Annotated in this window: 14 protein-coding genes; 12 read left to right on the top strand and 2 right to left on the bottom strand. The window is 55.7% G+C overall.

Annotated elements, in window-relative coordinates:
* Positions 1-142: 142 nt before the first annotated feature.
* A complete protein-coding gene (gene manA, locus AM379_RS18075; RefSeq protein WP_068794553.1) occupies positions 143-1,318 on the top strand; it encodes a mannose-6-phosphate isomerase in 1,176 nt (391 codons plus the stop codon).
* A 99-nt stretch (positions 1,319-1,417) separates the two neighbouring features.
* Positions 1,418-2,977 (top strand): YdgA family protein, encoded by a 1,560-nt coding sequence (locus AM379_RS18070; protein ID WP_106503998.1) that lies wholly within the window; start codon positions 1,418-1,420, stop codon positions 2,975-2,977.
* A 69-nt stretch (positions 2,978-3,046) separates the two neighbouring features.
* On the opposite strand, the gene AM379_RS18065 is transcribed toward AM379_RS18070, so the two are convergent.
* A complete protein-coding gene (locus tag AM379_RS18065; RefSeq protein ID WP_014169810.1) occupies positions 3,047-4,075 on the bottom strand; it encodes a Mal regulon transcriptional regulator MalI in 1,029 nt (342 codons plus the stop codon).
* A gap of 177 nt (positions 4,076-4,252) precedes the next feature.
* Between AM379_RS18065 and malX the strand changes: the two genes are divergently transcribed.
* From malX to add, 3 genes are all read left to right on the top strand, one after another.
* Positions 4,253-5,845, top strand: coding sequence for a maltose/glucose-specific PTS transporter subunit IIBC (malX, locus tag AM379_RS18060; RefSeq protein WP_014169809.1), 1,593 nt, complete (start codon positions 4,253-4,255; stop codon positions 5,843-5,845).
* 48 nt (positions 5,846-5,893) lie between these two features.
* A complete protein-coding gene (locus AM379_RS18055) occupies positions 5,894-7,066 on the top strand; it encodes a MalY/PatB family protein (RefSeq protein WP_106503997.1) in 1,173 nt (390 codons plus the stop codon).
* A gap of 96 nt (positions 7,067-7,162) precedes the next feature.
* Positions 7,163-8,164 (top strand): adenosine deaminase, encoded by a 1,002-nt coding sequence (gene add / locus AM379_RS18050; RefSeq protein ID WP_106503996.1) that lies wholly within the window; start codon positions 7,163-7,165, stop codon positions 8,162-8,164.
* Between the two features lie 45 nt (positions 8,165-8,209).
* Here the strand turns inward: add and AM379_RS18045 are convergent, their stop codons facing one another.
* Positions 8,210-9,250: an oxidoreductase gene (locus tag AM379_RS18045; RefSeq protein WP_106503995.1), complete on the bottom strand. Its 1,041-nt coding sequence runs from the start codon at positions 9,248-9,250 to the stop codon at positions 8,210-8,212.
* 243 nt (positions 9,251-9,493) lie between these two features.
* On the opposite strand from AM379_RS18045, the gene blr reads away from it, so the two are divergent.
* From blr to rsxD, 7 genes are all read left to right on the top strand, one after another.
* Positions 9,494-9,619 carry a division septum protein Blr gene (blr, locus tag AM379_RS18040; protein ID WP_170289847.1) on the top strand — a complete coding sequence of 42 codons (126 nt, stop codon included), beginning with the start codon at positions 9,494-9,496 and terminating at the stop codon, positions 9,617-9,619.
* 232 nt (positions 9,620-9,851) lie between these two features.
* Positions 9,852-10,067, top strand: coding sequence for a transcription modulator YdgT (gene ydgT / locus AM379_RS18035; protein ID WP_006174966.1), 216 nt, complete (start codon positions 9,852-9,854; stop codon positions 10,065-10,067).
* Between the two features lie 86 nt (positions 10,068-10,153).
* Positions 10,154-10,594 (top strand): DUF2569 domain-containing protein, encoded by a 441-nt coding sequence (locus AM379_RS18030; RefSeq protein ID WP_025204344.1) that lies wholly within the window; start codon positions 10,154-10,156, stop codon positions 10,592-10,594.
* Positions 10,595-10,670: 76 nt separating this feature from the next.
* The gene (gene rsxA, locus AM379_RS18025) at positions 10,671-11,252 is read left to right on the top strand and encodes an electron transport complex subunit RsxA (RefSeq protein WP_014169803.1); all 582 of its coding nucleotides are present in this window, start codon (positions 10,671-10,673) and stop codon (positions 11,250-11,252) included.
* On the top strand, positions 11,252-11,830 hold the full coding sequence (gene rsxB, locus AM379_RS18020) for an electron transport complex subunit RsxB (protein ID WP_032678028.1): 579 nt from the start codon (positions 11,252-11,254) through the stop codon (positions 11,828-11,830). Before rsxA ends, rsxB begins: the two co-directional genes overlap by 1 nt.
* Entirely contained in the window at positions 11,823-14,045 is a 2,223-nt protein-coding gene (gene rsxC / locus AM379_RS18015; protein ID WP_106503993.1) for an electron transport complex subunit RsxC, read from the top strand. Before rsxB ends, rsxC begins: the two co-directional genes overlap by 8 nt.
* Positions 14,046-15,098 carry an electron transport complex subunit RsxD gene (gene rsxD / locus AM379_RS18010; RefSeq protein ID WP_014169800.1) on the top strand — a complete coding sequence of 351 codons (1,053 nt, stop codon included), beginning with the start codon at positions 14,046-14,048 and terminating at the stop codon, positions 15,096-15,098.
* The last annotated feature ends 3 nt before the right edge of the window (positions 15,099-15,101 follow it).

Below are 15,101 nucleotides of genomic sequence, written 5' to 3'. Positions count from 1 at the left end.
CTTAAAAGCGAGTCAGCTTATCCTACACAATTTTTTAACAAAAACTGAGACTAGTACGACTTTTTACATCCACAGGTTACTTCCATGTGGTTTATTGCTTTAATACCCAGAGTTAATTCCACCATTGAATCAGGGCTTGATAATGCAAAAACTCATTAACTCAGTGCAAAACTACGCCTGGGGAAGTAAAACTGCGTTAACGGATCTCTACGGTATCGCGAACCCAAACAACCTGCCAATGGCAGAACTGTGGATGGGTGCGCACCCGAAGAGCAGCTCAAAAATTGAAGACGCAAGCGGCCAGGTTCGCTCTCTGCGCGACGTGATTGATGCCGACAAAGCCACCCTGCTGGGTGACAAGGTTGCCAGCCGTTTTGGTGAGCTGCCGTTCCTGTTTAAAGTGCTGTGCGCCGACCAGCCGCTCTCCATCCAGGTTCACCCGAATAAAAAAGCCTCTGAGATGGGCTTTGCGAAAGAGAACGCGGCCGGTATTCCGTTAGATGCCGCCGAGCGTAACTACAAAGATCCTAACCACAAGCCGGAGCTGGTCTTTGCGCTGACCCCCTTCCTGGCGATGAACGCGTTTCGCGAGTTCTCAGAAATTATCTCCCTGCTGCAGCCGGTGGCGGGTGCTAACAACGCTATTGCCCACTTCCTGGAAAACCCGAATGCAGCAGGCCTGAGCCAGCTTTTCGCCAGCCTGCTGAACATGCAGGGAGAAGAGAAATCTCACGCCCTGGCGGTGCTGAAAGCAGCACTGGACAGCCAGCACGGTGAGCCGTGGGATACCATCCGCCTGATTTCTGAATTCTACCCGGACGACAGCGGCCTGTTCTCCCCTCTGCTGCTGAACGTGGTGAAGCTGAACCCGGGCGAGGCGATGTTCCTGTTTGCTGAAACCCCGCACGCCTACCTGCAGGGCGTGGCGCTGGAGGTGATGGCCAACTCAGACAACGTACTGCGTGCAGGCCTGACACCGAAATACATTGATATCCCTGAGCTGGTTGCCAACGTGAAGTTTGAGGCGAAGCCTGCGGATCACCTGCTGACTCAGCCTGTTAAACAGGGTGCGGAGCTGGACTTCCCCATCCCGGTGGATGATTTTGCCTTCTCACTGCATGACCTGAGCCCGGCAGAAACCGCCATCGCGCAGGAGAGCGCGGCAATCCTGTTCTGCGTTGAGGGTGAAGCAACGCTGCATAAAGGTAGCGAGCGTCTGGTGCTCAAGCCAGGCGAATCGGCATTTGTAGCGGCAAACGAGTCGCCGGTGAGCGTGAGCGGTACCGGTCGTCTGGCGCGTGTTTTTAATAAGCTTTAAGCACTTACTGAATTTTTTAACAACTCTTGCTAAGCTAGTTGAAGACTTTACATCACCGGGCGGTTTCTACCGCCTGGTTTCATTTTAGGGATAGTCGCAATGAAAAAATCGGTCGTAGCGGTAGGAGTGATTGTAGCGTTAGGCGTGGTCTGGACAGGTGCCTCCTGGTTTACCGGGAAACAGCTGGAAAGCCGTCTGGCTGAGATGGTGGCACAGGCTAACGGAGAGCTTAAGCGTGGTGCGCCGGAAGCAGGCGTGGAGCTTGCCTACCAGAATTATCAGCGTGGTATCTTTACCAGCCATATGCAGGTGGTTGTCAAGCCTGTTGCCGGTAATGAAAATGGCTGGCTGAAACCGGGCCAAAGCGTGGTGCTGGATGAAGTGGTCAGCCACGGTCCGTTCCCGCTGGCACAGTTAACGTCTTTTAACCTGATCCCGTCGATGGCGTCCGTTCATACTGTACTGGTGAATAACGACTTAACCAAACCTCTGTTTGATCTGGCAAAGAATGAGTCACCTTTCGAGGTTAACACCCGCATCAGCTACGCCGGTGACACACGTTCCAGTATCGATCTGAAAGCACTGAACTACGAGAAAGATAACGAGAAAGTGACCTTTAGCGGGGGGAATTTCAAGGTTGATGCTGACCGCGATGGAAATGTCTTCTCCCTGACCGGTGAAGCAGAGAGCGGCCTGATCAATGCCGTCAATGAATACGGTCAAAAGGTTCAGCTGACGTTCAATAACCTGAAAGCCGACGGCGACAGCAAGATGACCGATTTTAAAGAGCGTATCGGTAATCAGAAACTCTCTTTCGACAAGATTGCTATCGCGGTTGAAGGTAAAGAGATGGCCGTGCTGGAAGGCATGGAGGTGGACGGCAAATCCGACGTGTCTAAAGACGGTAAGAGCATCAATACCCAACTGGATTACGCCCTGAAGAGCCTGAAAGTGCAGAACCAGGATCTCGGGACCGGCAAACTGTCGCTGAAGATTGGCAATATCGACGGTCAGGCGTGGCATGAATTTAGCCAGAAATACAGCAAAGAGAGCCAGGCACTGCTGAGCAATGCCGCGCTGCAGCAGAATCCGGAAGTTTACCAGCAGCAGGCCATGGCGGTGCTGATGAACAACCTGCCAATCCTGCTGAAAGGCGAGCCAGTTATCACCGTGGCCCCGCTGAGCTGGAAAAACAGCAAAGGCGAAACCAACTTTAATCTGTCCCTGTTCCTGAAAGACCCGGCAACCGCAACGGGTGAACCTCAGACCCTGGCGCAGGAAGTGGATCGCAGCGTGAAGTCACTCGACAGCAAGCTGACCATCCCTGTGGATATGGCGACCGAGTTTATGACCCAGATTGCGAAGCTTGAAGGGTATGGTGATGAAGATGCCGGCAAGCTGGCGAGCCAGCAGGTGAAAGGCCTGGCGGCAATGGGCCAGATGTTCCGCATCACGAAGATGGAAGACAACACCATTTCCACCAGCCTGCAGTATGCCAACGGTCAGGTCACGCTAAACGGCGATAAAATGCCGCTGGAAGATTTTGTCGGGATGTTTGGTATGCCTGCTCTGGGGATGCCGGAACCGGCTGAACCTGCAGCGCCGGCCGTGCCTGAAGCACCTGCTGCACCCGCTGCACCCGCTGCACCACAGCAGTAATCATCAAAACCCCTCTCTGAGGGGTTTTTTATTACCGGTTGCAGGTACTCAGACTGGTGCCACGAAATACTATTTCACCGTCACTAACCGTGCCGACACAATCTGGTGCCCGGCCTGCACGTCTGCTTTTTCGATGCGCTGCATAATCCTGTCCGCCAGCGTGTAACCCATCTCCCGGGCAGGTGTGGTGGCCCAGACAATGGGCAGATCGTCCAGCGCGTTTTCACCAACGTCGGCAAATGCCCCTAACGCCACCTGGTGGCCGAAGAAGGTTTCAACCCCACCCTCGCCGCTCTGACGCCCGGCGCGGATCAGGCCAAACCAGGCCCCCATCGCAATCACCTCGTTATAGCAAATCACGGCGCTTATCGTCGGGCTACTCCGTAATAACGCGTTTATCGCTTCCGCGGCTTTCTTCTGGCTGGATTCGCATTCCACCACCCATTCGCTGTGGAACGGGAGGCCGTATTTAATCAGCGTCGCGCAGTAACCGCCTACCCGCTCGGCTCGCGTCAGGGACGAGCTTTTTCCGCCAAGCCAGGCAATGCGCTGATGCCCCCGATGAATAAGATGCTCCGTCAACATTTGTGCGGCCTGCATGTTGTCCGGTCGCAGGGTATCGGCTTCGTCCAGATAACTGGCGCGCGAGGCAAACACCAGCGGCACGCCTTTTTCGGCGGCGCGCTCGCACAAGTCATTACTCACACCCGATGCGCCGGCGACGATCACCCCGTCGACGCCCTGCGTAAGCAGCATATCCAGACGGGAAAGGAGCTGATCGGCCTCGCGACCGCCGTGAAGCAAAAAGACCATCCGTCCCTGCGCTTCAAGCGCTTCGGTCAGGCCAGCGGTCAGTTCGGCATAAAAGGGAGAGGTCAGGTCACGCACAATCAAACCGATCACACCGCTTTGGCCGCCGCGCAGCGCTGATGCCTGGCGGTTACGTACAAAGCCCAGTTGCTCAACCGCCTCGTTAACCCGTTGCCCGGTCGCGGGAGAAATGCGTCCTTTCCCGCTGAGCACCAGTGAAACGGTGCTGACGGAAACCCCCGCCGCCAGCGCGACATCGTTGATGGTGATTTTTTTCGCTACAGCCATGTGTCGGCGTGACTCCCTGAAATGAGATCGGTAAAACGTTTTATCAATATGTAATCTTTATACTACCAGTCAAAGCCTGAGAATGTGATTCAGAGCGCACTAAACTTTGATAAAACGTTTTATCTTCTCGCAGCATTGAAGCAGATAAACTGATTTTAACAATAAAGGAGTCGTTTTATGACGGCGAAAGCAGCACAAAAAATATCGCTGTGGGAATTTTTCCAGCAACTGGGTAAAACCTTTATGCTGCCCGTGGCACTCCTCTCGTTCTGCGGGATCATGCTCGGGATCGGCAGTTCATTGAGCAGTAAGGACGTCATCACGCTGATCCCGTTCCTCGGGACACCTGTGCTGCAGGCGATCTTTATCTGGATGAGTAAAGTCGGCTCCTTCGCCTTCAGCTTCCTGCCGGTGATGTTCTGTATTGCTATCCCGCTGGGTCTGGCACGCGAGAACAAAGGCGTGGCCGCCTTTGCCGGGTTTGTCGGTTATGCGGTAATGAACCTTGCGGTGAACTTCTGGCTGACGGCTAAAGGCATTCTGCCCACCACCGATGCCGCCGTGCTTAAAGCGAACAACATTCAGAGCGTTATCGGGATTCAGTCCATTGATACCGGGATCCTCGGCGCGGTGATCGCCGGGGTGATTATCTGGATGCTGCATGAGCGCTTCCACAATATCCGCCTGCCTGATGCGCTGGCGTTCTTCGGGGGCACCCGCTTTGTACCCATTGTAACCCTTGTGGTCATGGGTCTGTTTGGCCTTATTATTCCACTGATCTGGCCAGTCTTTGCGCTGGGGATTAACGGGATTGGCCGCATCATCAACGGTGCGGGCGATTTTGGTCCGATGATCTTCGGAACCGGCGAACGTCTGCTGCTGCCGTTTGGTTTGCAACATATTCTGGTGGCGCTGATCCGCTTTACCGAAGCGGGCGGCACAATGGAGGTGTGCGGACACGATGTGAGCGGTGCGCTGACCATCTTCCAGGCACAGCTGAGCTGCCCGACCACGCACGGCTTCTCTGAAAGTGCAACCCGCTTCCTGTCACAGGGTAAAATGCCGGCCTTCCTCGGCGGCTTGCCGGGTGCGGCGCTGGCCATGTATCACTGTGCTCGTCCGGAAAACCGCCATAAAATTAAAGGGCTGCTGATTTCCGGGGTCATCGCCTGTGTCGTGGGCGGTACAACGGAGCCAATCGAATTCCTGTTCCTGTTTGTCGCGCCAGTGCTGTATCTCATCCACGCGGTACTGACCGGTCTGGGCTTCACCGTGATGGCGGTGCTGGGCGTCACCATCGGGAATACCGACGGCAACGTCATCGACTTTGTGGTGTTCGGGATCCTGCACGGGTTGTCAACTAAGTGGTACCTGGTACCGGTGGTCGCCGCTATCTGGTTCGCGGTGTACTACGGAATTTTCCGCTTCGCCATCACCCGCTTTAACCTCAAAACGCCTGGGCGGGATACCGATACCGCCAGCAGCGTTGAGCAGGCTGTTGCAGGTACCGTGGGTAAGTCCGGCTATAACACCCCTGCTATTCTGGCGGCGCTGGGTGGTGCGGATAACATTACCTCTCTGGATAACTGCATCACCCGACTGCGCCTGTCGGTGGCGGACATGTCGAAAGTGGACACCAACGCCCTGAAAGCCAACCGGGCCATCGGCGTGGTACAGTTAAATCAACATAATTTGCAGGTGGTTATCGGCCCGCAGGTCCAGTCAGTGAAAGATGAGCTGGCAACCCTGATGCGTACAGTGGAAGCCTGATGCCTCACCCCCTCGCGCTGAGGGGGTTTTTCTTTAAGGACTTGAGTCATGTTCGATTTTTCAACCGTCGTGGATCGACACGGCACCTGGTGCACGCAGTGGGACTATGTCGCCGACCGCTTTGGCGCGGCCGATCTGCTGCCCTTCACCATCTCCGATATGGATTTCGCGACCGCGCCCTGCATCACCGAAGCGCTGCACCAGCGTATTCATCACGGGGTGTTTGGCTACAGCCGCTGGAAAAATGAAGAGTTTCTCGCCGCTGTGGCGTACTGGTTCCGGCAGCGCTTTAACAGCCACATTGATACCGAATCGCTCGTGTACGGGCCTTCCGTTATTTATATGGTATCCGAACTGATTCGCCTCTGGTCAACTCCCGGCGACGGCGTGGTGGTCCATACCCCCGCTTACGATGCGTTCTATAAGGCCATCGAGGGGAATGCCCGCCAGGTGGTCGGCGTGGCGATGGAAAAACATGCCACGGGCTGGCAGGGAAATAGGGCCGCACTTGAGGCGGCGCTGGCAAAACCGGAAAACAAAATTTTGCTGCTGTGCAGCCCGCAAAATCCCACGGGTAAAGTCTGGACGCGTGAAGAGCTGAGTCACATGGCAGAACTGTGCGCCCGTTATGACGTGGCGGTGATCAGCGATGAAATTCATATGGACATGGTGTGGGGAGGCCGTCGCCATACGCCGTGGAATGAAGTGGCACGCGGCAAATGGGCACTTCTGAGCTCTGGTTCAAAAAGTTTTAACATACCGGCGCTCACCGGTGCCTGGGGGCTGATTGGCGATGAACAGAGCCGTAACGGTTACCTCAGCGCATTAAAAGGTCGTGACGGGCTCTCTTCCCCTTCCGTACTGGCGCTGACGGCCCACATTGCTGCCTATCAGCAGGGAGAGCCATGGCTGGATGCGTTGCGGGCGTATCTGGAGGAAAATCTGGCGTACATTGCACGCGAATTACACCGCGCGTTTCCGACGCTCAACTGGCAGCCACCGGAAGCCACGTATCTGGCCTGGATCGATTTACGCCCACTCAACCTTGACGATAAAATGCTACAAAATGTCCTGATTGAGCAGCAAAAGGTCGCCATCATGCCGGGATACACCTATGGCGAAGAGGGTAGCGGTTTTGTCCGTCTGAACGCGGGATGCCCGCGTAGCAAGCTTGAGCAAGGGGTTCAGCGGCTGATCGCCGGCATAACGACGCTCCTGTAATCAGATTGCGCAACGGAATATTCCCTTGCGCAAATAGCTTTTTACCTCGTTTTGTTTTTATAATATGACGCACTTTAACCAGAAAAGAGTGCGACCATGATTGATACACGCCTGCCACTAACTGATATTCACCGCCATCTTGACGGTAACATTCGTGCCCAAACCATCCTCGATCTTGGCCGCCAGTACAATCTCACGCTCCCTGCTCAAACGATTGAGACCCTAATCCCCCACGTTCAGGTCACCTCAAATGAACCGGATCTGGTCAGTTTCCTGAGCAAACTCGACTGGGGCGTGAAGATGCTGGCCTCGCTGGATGCCTGCCGCCGTGTTGCTTTCGAAAATATTGAAGATGCCGCCCGTAATGGCCTGCACTACGTTGAACTGCGCTTTTCGCCAGGCTATATGGCGATGACCCACAACCTGCCCGTTGCAGGCGTGGTTGAAGCGGTAATTGACGGCGTGCGCGAAGGGTGTAAAACCTTCGACGTTCAGGCTCGCCTGATTGGCATTATGAGCCGTACCTTCGGTGAAGCGGCCTGCCTGCAGGAGCTGGAAGGGTTACTGGCACATCGTGATGCGATCGCTGCCGTTGACCTGGCGGGTGATGAACTCGGCTTCCCGGGCAGTTTGTTCCTTTCTCATTTCAGCCGCGCGCGTGACGCCGGCTGGCACATTACCGTGCATGCCGGTGAAGCGGCAGGCCCTGAAAGCATCTGGCAGGCCATCCGAGAGCTGGGTGCAGAGCGTATCGGTCATGGTGTCAAAGCCGTTGAAGATCGCGCCCTGATGGATTTCCTTGCCGAGCAGCGTATTGGTATTGAATCGTGTCTGACGTCCAATATTCAGACCAGCACAGTGGCATCACTGGCGCATCACCCGCTGAAAACCTTCCTGGAGCACGGTGTTCTGGCCTCACTGAACACGGACGATCCGGCGGTACAGGGCGTGGATATTATTCATGAGTACACCATCGCCGCACCGCAGGCTGGCCTGAGTCAGGATCAGATCCGCCAGGCGCAGATTAACGGCCTGGACATCGCCTTCCTGACGCCAGCAGAGAAACAGGCGCTGCGGGATAAGGTCGCCCGCGGCTAAGCCCGTTGCCGGGTGGGCGCTTCGCCTTACCCGGCTTTGCCAGAATCACGCCAGACAGAGCGTTGCGCGGTGTTTGGCTGATTCAATCCCCAGTTCAATCAATTCCATAATCTGAATCGCCTGGCTGGCCGGAACCGGGTTATCCCCCGTCCCGTTTAGCGCATCACGGATAGCGGCATAATATGCCGGATAGTTACCCGGGATCGTCAGTAACGTTTCTTCAACCCTCTCCTCGCCTTCCACCCGCGTCACAACCCCGTCCCGCATGTCATAGCCCCAGTCTTCCTGCGGCAAACGCTCGCCGTTTTTCAGGCGTTCTTCCTGAGGATCGAGACCAAACTTCACATAGCTCCCGCGGGTACCGTGAAGGATATAACGCGCTGATTCGGCGGCTGCCACCATTGTCCCGTGCAGTACAATACGCCGCTGCGGGTAACTCAAGACGGCATGAAAGTAGTCAGTGGTTTGCGCTCCGGGTCTGAGCTGGGCCAGATCAACCGTCATGCTGACCGGCAGGCCAAACAAATTTACGGCCTGATCGAGAAGATGCGGCGCTAAATCGTACCAGATGCCGCTGCCCGGCCTGGCTTGCTCACGCCAGCGGTTTCGGACCTGAGGGCGGAAGCGGTCAAAGTGCGATTCAAAAAAGAGGATTTCGCCCAGCGTACCTTCATTAAGGAGCGCTTTTACCGTCAGGAAATCACTGTCCCAGCGGCGGTTATGAAATACCGAAAGCACTCTGCCAAAACTTTTTGCCTGCGCATCCAGTTCGCGTGCCTGTGACAACGTCACCGTGAAGGGTTTATCGACAATAACGTGCTTACCGGCTTCCAGTGCGGCCTTTGCCAGCGGAAAATGCGTGTCATTGGGGGTGGGAATGACGATCAGATCAATATTAGGGTCGTTAAAAAGATGCTTAGATTCAGAAACAACCGGCACGGAGGGCCAGTCGGCATGCACTTTCGTGGCATCGCTACTGGAAACTGCCGCCAGCGCCATGCCCGGCGTCCCGGCAATCAGAGGCGCATGAAAAGTCTTGCTCGCGTAACCGTAACCAATAAGCCCGACGCGGATGCTATCACTCATAATGTTGCCCTCTTTTATGACTATCTTATTTCACACTGGCTACTCTGACGTTCTTACAGATTAATCATGTGCCATATGACGTAAAATAGCAGGCTATGCCGGTTGTTTTTGTTACATAGATTTAACGTTCTGATTTTGTTTAGGGGAACCGTTCCCAAAGCACTTGCCGCGGGGGAAACGGCGCTGTAACATTTGCAACCTGTATTTATGGATAAATTACACGTACCAGTCATGACGTCAATTATTAATCGAATCATTGAATTAGCGGGATGGATTGTCCTTGGGGTATCGGTCATTTTGCTTGGCGTTGCCAGCCATATCGATAACTACCAGCCGCCGGAGCCTGCCACCGTCGCCCAACCTAAGTAACCGGTTACCGCAATAAAGAGTGACATAATATGTCAGTTACTTATTGCCAGCCCTGGTGAACACGGTTAACCTTCTCTTACAGGCATCGTCTGATGCCTGTACTTTCAGCAAAGAAAACTCCTAATTTAGTCGCGTTATCTGAGTGGGCTGTTTACGTCTTTATTAATCCGTTTATTATTCGGACGAATTACCTTAACTGGTATTACTCACTTTTATATGGAAACTTATTAATATGACAGTTCAGGACTATTTATTAAAATTTCGCAAGATCAATTCGCTTGAGAGCCTGGAAAAACTGTTTGACCATCTGAACTACACGCTGTCGGATAATCAGGAAATCATCAATATGTATCGCGCCGCTGACCACCGCCGTGCGGAACTGGTCTCCGGTGGCCGTTTGTTCAACGTCGGTGAAGTGCCTAAGTCTGTATGGCGCTACGTTTTATAAGAAAGTAGCCATCCGCGCGAAATGTTATATACTCTCCGCCCTGCAAACTGGCTGTACAACATTTCGCGCAGATTATGGGAGAGTTCATGACCGCAACGCCTGGAGAACGAATTGGAGGCTGGTTAATCGCCCCACTGGCATGGCTGCTGGTTGCCTTATTAAGCGCATCACTTGCGCTGCTGCTTTATACCACCGCTCTGATTACACCTCATGCAATCCAGACCCTGATGTCGCAAAGTGTGCTTAATATTACGATGTGGTTTGTGTCGTTCGTTTTTGCAATCGGGATGTGGTACTACACGCTATGGCTGACCATTGCCTTCTTTAAGCGCCGTAAGGGTGTCCCTAAACACTACATTATCTGGCTGCTGATTTCGGTCCTGCTGGCGGTGAAAGCCTTTGCTTTTTCGCCAGTTTCTGATGCCCTGGCCGTTCGCCAGCTGCTTTTCCCGTTACTGGCGGCGGCGCTGCTGGTGCCCTATTTCAAGCGTTCGACGCGGGTGAAGAACACCTTTGTGAACCCGTAATAACCTTACAGATAACCTGTTGTCGCCTGCGGTGGTTTGTCCGATAATAGGCGGCTTTTTTATTTCAGGCTAAATAATGACCGATTACTTACTGCTCTTTGTCGGCACTGTGCTGGTTAACAACTTCGTCCTGGTGAAGTTCCTTGGCCTGTGTCCATTTATGGGGGTTTCCAAAAAGCTGGAAACTGCGATGGGCATGGGGCTGGCCACCACCTTCGTGATGACGATGGCGTCTATCTGCGCGTGGTTGATTGATAACTGGATCCTCATCCCGCTGGATTTAATCTATCTGCGTACGCTGTCCTTTATTCTGGTCATCGCGGTGGTAGTGCAATTCACAGAAATGGTGGTGCGTAAAACCAGCCCGGCTCTCTATCGCCTGCTGGGTATCTTCCTGCCGCTGATTACCACCAACTGTGCAGTACTTGGCGTGGCGCTGCTGAACATCAACCTTGGGCATAATTTCATGCAATCGGCGCTGTACGGTTTTTCTGCCGCCGTCGGTTTCTCTCTGGTGATGGTGCTGTTCGCCTCGATTCGCGAGCGTCTGGCAGCAGCGGATATCCCTGCGCCATTCCGCGGTAACGCGATCGCCCTGGTGACAGCAGGTTTAATGTCTCTGGCCTTTATGGGCTTTAGTGGTCTGGTGAAGTTGTAATGAGTACTGTCTGGATAGCCATCGCCTCTATCAGCGTGCTGGGGTTGGTGTTTGGCCTTATTCTGGGTTACGCCTCCCGCCGTTTCGCGGTAGAGGACGATCCTGTTGTAGAAAAAATCGATGAGCTTCTGCCGCAAAGCCAGTGCGGGCAGTGTGGCTATCCTGGCTGCCGCCCCTATGCCGAAGCGGTAGGCGTGCAGGGTGAAAAAATTAACCGCTGCGCACCCGGCGGTGAAGCGGTAATGCTGAAAATAGCCGCCCTGCTTAACGTTGACCCGCAACCTGTTGACGGCGATGAAGATGTGCAGGAGCCGGTTCGCGCCCTCGCCGTGATTGACGAAGCGAACTGCATCGGCTGCACAAAATGCATTCAGGCATGCCCTGTCGACGCCATCGTTGGCGCAACGCGCGCCATGCACACCGTCGTGGCGGATCTGTGCACCGGCTGTAACCTCTGCGTGGCGCCCTGCCCGACGCAATGTATCGCGTTGCGCCCGGTTGAACCGACTACCGAAAGCTGGAAGTGGGATCTTCAAACCATTCCGGTTCGCATCATTCCTGTGGAACAACATGCTTAAGTTATTTTCTGCTTTCAGAAAAGAGAAGATTTGGGACTTTGACGGTGGTATCCATCCACCTGAAATGAAAACCCAGTCCAACGGCACGCCGCTGCGCCAAATTCCGCTGGCGTCCCGTTACGTCATGCCGCTGAAACAGCATATCGGTGCTGAGGGTGAACTGTGCGTGAAAGAAGGCGATACCGTCCTTCGCGGCCAGCCGTTAACGTTCGGTCGCGGACGTATGCTGCCGGTCCACGCTCCGACCTCCGGTACAGTGATGGCGATCGCCCCCCATACCGTTGCACACCCCTCTGCGCTCTCCGAGCTGAGCGTCATTATTGAAGCCGACGGAGAAGACCGCTGGATAGAACGTGACGGCTGGAGCGACTACCGCAACCGGAGCCGCGAAGCGCTTATCGAGCGTATTCATCAATTCGGCGTTGCCGGCCTGGGCGGCGCAGGGTTCCCTACCGGCGTCAAACTGCACGGCGGCGGCGATAAAATTCAGACCCTGATCATCAATGCAGCGGAATGTGAACCCTACATCACCGCCGACGATCGTCTGATGCAGGACTGCGCCGCGCAGGTCGTGGAAGGGGTCCGCATTCTTGCCCATATTCTGCAGCCGCGCGAAGTGCTGATTGGCATTGAAGATAACAAGCCACAGGCTATTTCGATGCTGCGCGCCGTCCTCAACGGCAGCCACGATATCGGCCTGCGCGTTATCCCAACCAAGTACCCCTCTGGCGGCGCCAAACAGCTGACGCAAATTCTGACCGGCAAGCAGGTTCCGCATGGCGGACGCTCTTCGGACATCGGGGTGCTGATGCAAAACGTCGGGACAGCCTACGCCGTGAAACGTGCGGTGGTGGACGGTGAACCGCTGACCGAGCGCGTGGTTACGCTGACCGGTGAATCTGTAGCACGTCCGGGCAACGTCTGGGCGCGTCTGGGTACGCCGGTTCGTCATCTGCTGGAACAGGCTGATTTTTGCCCGGGCAGCGACCAGATGGTGATCATGGGTGGCCCGCTGATGGGCTTTACCCTGCCGTGGCTCGATGTCCCGGTAGTAAAAATCACAAACTGCCTGCTTGCCCCCTCCCCGACTGAAATGGGTGAAGAGCAGGAGGAGAAAGGCTGTATCCGCTGCAGCGCCTGTGCCGATGCCTGTCCGGCGGATTTACTTCCGCAACAGTTGTACTGGTACAGCAAAGGTCAGCTGCACGATAAAGCGCAGGCCCATAACCTGGCCGACTGCATCGAATGCGGCGCCTGCGCCTGGGTCTGCCCAAGTAACATTCCTCTGGTGCAGTACTTCCGCCAGGAGAAGGCCGAGATTTATGCCATCTCCATGGAAGAGAAACGCGCAGCCGAAGCGAAAGCACGTTTTGAAGCGCGTCAGGCGCGTCTGGAGCGTGAAAAACTGGCCCGTCAGGCGCGTCACAAACAGGCAGCAGTTCAGCCCGGCGAAAGAGACCAGGATGCGATTAATGCCGCACTGGCACGCGTGCGGGAGAAAAAAGCGACGGCAGCCCAGACCGTGGTGATCCCGGCCGGTGAAAAACCGGATAACAGCGAAGCGATTGCCGCCCGCGAAGCGCGTAAAGCGGCTGCGCGCGCCCGTCAGGCAGAAAAAGCACAGACCGCCTCCTCTGACGCTGAGATCGATCCGCGTAAAGCCGCCGTTGAAGCTGCCATTGCTCGCGCCAAAGCCCGTAAGGCCGGCGAGCAAAACGTGGTAGTTGAACAAGACGCGGAGGCCGTAGATCCCCGTAAAGCGGCAGTTGAAGCGGCGATCGCTCGCGCCAAAGCGCGCAAAGTCGGCGAGCAAAACGTGGTGGTTGAGCAAGAAGTGGAGGCTGTAGATCCCCGTAAAGCGGCTGTTGAAGCGGCGATCGCGCGCGCTAAAGCGCGCAAAGCAGCGGCGCAGACTGAAACCGCTACGCCTGAAGCCCCCGTCGACCCGCGTAAAGCGGCTGTCGAAGCCGCCATTGCCCGTGCCAAAGCGCGTAAAGCGGCGGCGCAGCCTGAAGTCGCTGCGCCTGAAGTACCTGTCGACCCGCGTAAGGCGGCTGTCGAAGCCGCCATTGCCCGCGCCAAGGCCCGCAAAGCAGCACAGCAGGAAGAACAGCAACCGGCCGCAAACGACGACCCACGTAAAGCCGCAGTCGCCGCCGCCATAGCGCGCGTTCAGGCGAAGAAAGCCGCACAGCAAGCAGTTAACGAGGATTAAATGGTTTTCAGAATCGCAAGTTCCCCTTACACCCATAATCAGCGCCAGACATCACGCATCATGATGCTGGTGTGCCTGGCGGCGCTGCCGGGCATTGCCGTACAGTGCTGGTTTTTCGGCTGGGGAACGCTGTTCCAGATAGTGCTGGGCTGTGCCAGCGCCTTAGGGGCAGAAGCCCTGGTGCTTAAACTGCGTAAGCTGGCGGTTTCCCGCATCCTTGCCGATAACTCAGCACTGCTGACTGGCCTGTTGCTGGCAATCAGTATTCCACCGTTTGCCCCGTGGTGGATGGTGGTGCTCGGTACGGTGTTTGCAGTCATTATTGCCAAACAGCTTTATGGTGGGCTGGGCCATAACCCGTTCAACCCGGCGATGATTGGCTACGTCGTACTGCTGATCTCCTTCCCGGTTCAGATGACCAGCTGGTTGCCGCCGCATGACATTGCCGCGACGGTACCCGGCTTTATGGATGCCCTGCACGTTATCTTTACCGGCCATACCGCGCTCGGTGCGGATATGAACGCGCTGCGTATGGGCGTGGATGGCATCAGCCAGGCCACACCACTCGATACGTTTAAAACCTCCCTGCATGCCGGGCACTCCGTCGATCAGATTATGAAATCTGCCATCTTCAGCGGCATGCTGGCGGGCGCGGGCTGGCAGTGGGTGAACCTTGCTTATTTGCTGGGCGGGCTGTTCCTGCTGCAGCAGAAAGCGATCCGCTGGCATATTCCGGTCAGCTTCCTCGTGACGCTGGCAGTCTGCGCCACACTGGGATGGGTGTTCTCGCCAGAATCGCTCGCCAGCCCACAGATGCATCTGCTCTCGGGGGCAACCATGCTGGGTGCGTTCTTTATCCTGACCGATCCGGTAACGGCATCTACCACGAACCGTGGCCGCCTGATCTTCGGTGCATTGGCCGGCTTGCTGGTGTGGCTCATCCGCAGCTTTGGCGGTTACCCGGACGGTGTGGCATTCGCGGTTCTGCTTGCAAACATCACCGTTCCGCTCATCGACTACTACACGCGTCCGCGCGTGTACGGCCACCGTTAAGGG

Source organism: Enterobacter cloacae complex sp. FDA-CDC-AR_0132 (assembly GCF_003010695.1).
GTDB lineage: Bacteria > Pseudomonadota > Gammaproteobacteria > Enterobacterales > Enterobacteriaceae > Enterobacter > Enterobacter ludwigii.
This window is presented reverse-complemented; position numbering and strand designations above follow the sequence as displayed.

Excerpts from the sequence above, each read along its gene's own strand:
- manA (WP_068794553.1), top strand. The coding sequence starts at position 143 with ATGCAAAAACTCATTAACTCAGTGCAAAACTACGCCTGGGGAAGTAAA.
- AM379_RS18070 (WP_106503998.1), top strand. The coding sequence starts at position 1,418 with ATGAAAAAATCGGTCGTAGCGGTAGGAGTGATTGTAGCGTTAGGCGTG.
- AM379_RS18045 (WP_106503995.1), bottom strand. The coding sequence starts at position 9,250 with ATGAGTGATAGCATCCGCGTCGGGCTTATTGGTTACGGTTACGCGAGC.
- rsxA (WP_014169803.1), top strand. The coding sequence starts at position 10,671 with ATGACCGATTACTTACTGCTCTTTGTCGGCACTGTGCTGGTTAACAAC.
- ydgT (WP_006174966.1), top strand. The coding sequence starts at position 9,852 with ATGACAGTTCAGGACTATTTATTAAAATTTCGCAAGATCAATTCGCTT.
- add (WP_106503996.1), top strand. The coding sequence starts at position 7,163 with ATGATTGATACACGCCTGCCACTAACTGATATTCACCGCCATCTTGAC.
- AM379_RS18055 (WP_106503997.1), top strand. The coding sequence starts at position 5,894 with ATGTTCGATTTTTCAACCGTCGTGGATCGACACGGCACCTGGTGCACG.
- AM379_RS18030 (WP_025204344.1), top strand. The coding sequence starts at position 10,154 with ATGACCGCAACGCCTGGAGAACGAATTGGAGGCTGGTTAATCGCCCCA.
- rsxB (WP_032678028.1), top strand. The coding sequence starts at position 11,252 with ATGAGTACTGTCTGGATAGCCATCGCCTCTATCAGCGTGCTGGGGTTG.
- AM379_RS18065 (WP_014169810.1), bottom strand. The coding sequence starts at position 4,075 with ATGGCTGTAGCGAAAAAAATCACCATCAACGATGTCGCGCTGGCGGCG.
- rsxD (WP_014169800.1), top strand. The coding sequence starts at position 14,046 with ATGGTTTTCAGAATCGCAAGTTCCCCTTACACCCATAATCAGCGCCAG.
- rsxC (WP_106503993.1), top strand. The coding sequence starts at position 11,823 with ATGCTTAAGTTATTTTCTGCTTTCAGAAAAGAGAAGATTTGGGACTTT.
- malX (WP_014169809.1), top strand. The coding sequence starts at position 4,253 with ATGACGGCGAAAGCAGCACAAAAAATATCGCTGTGGGAATTTTTCCAG.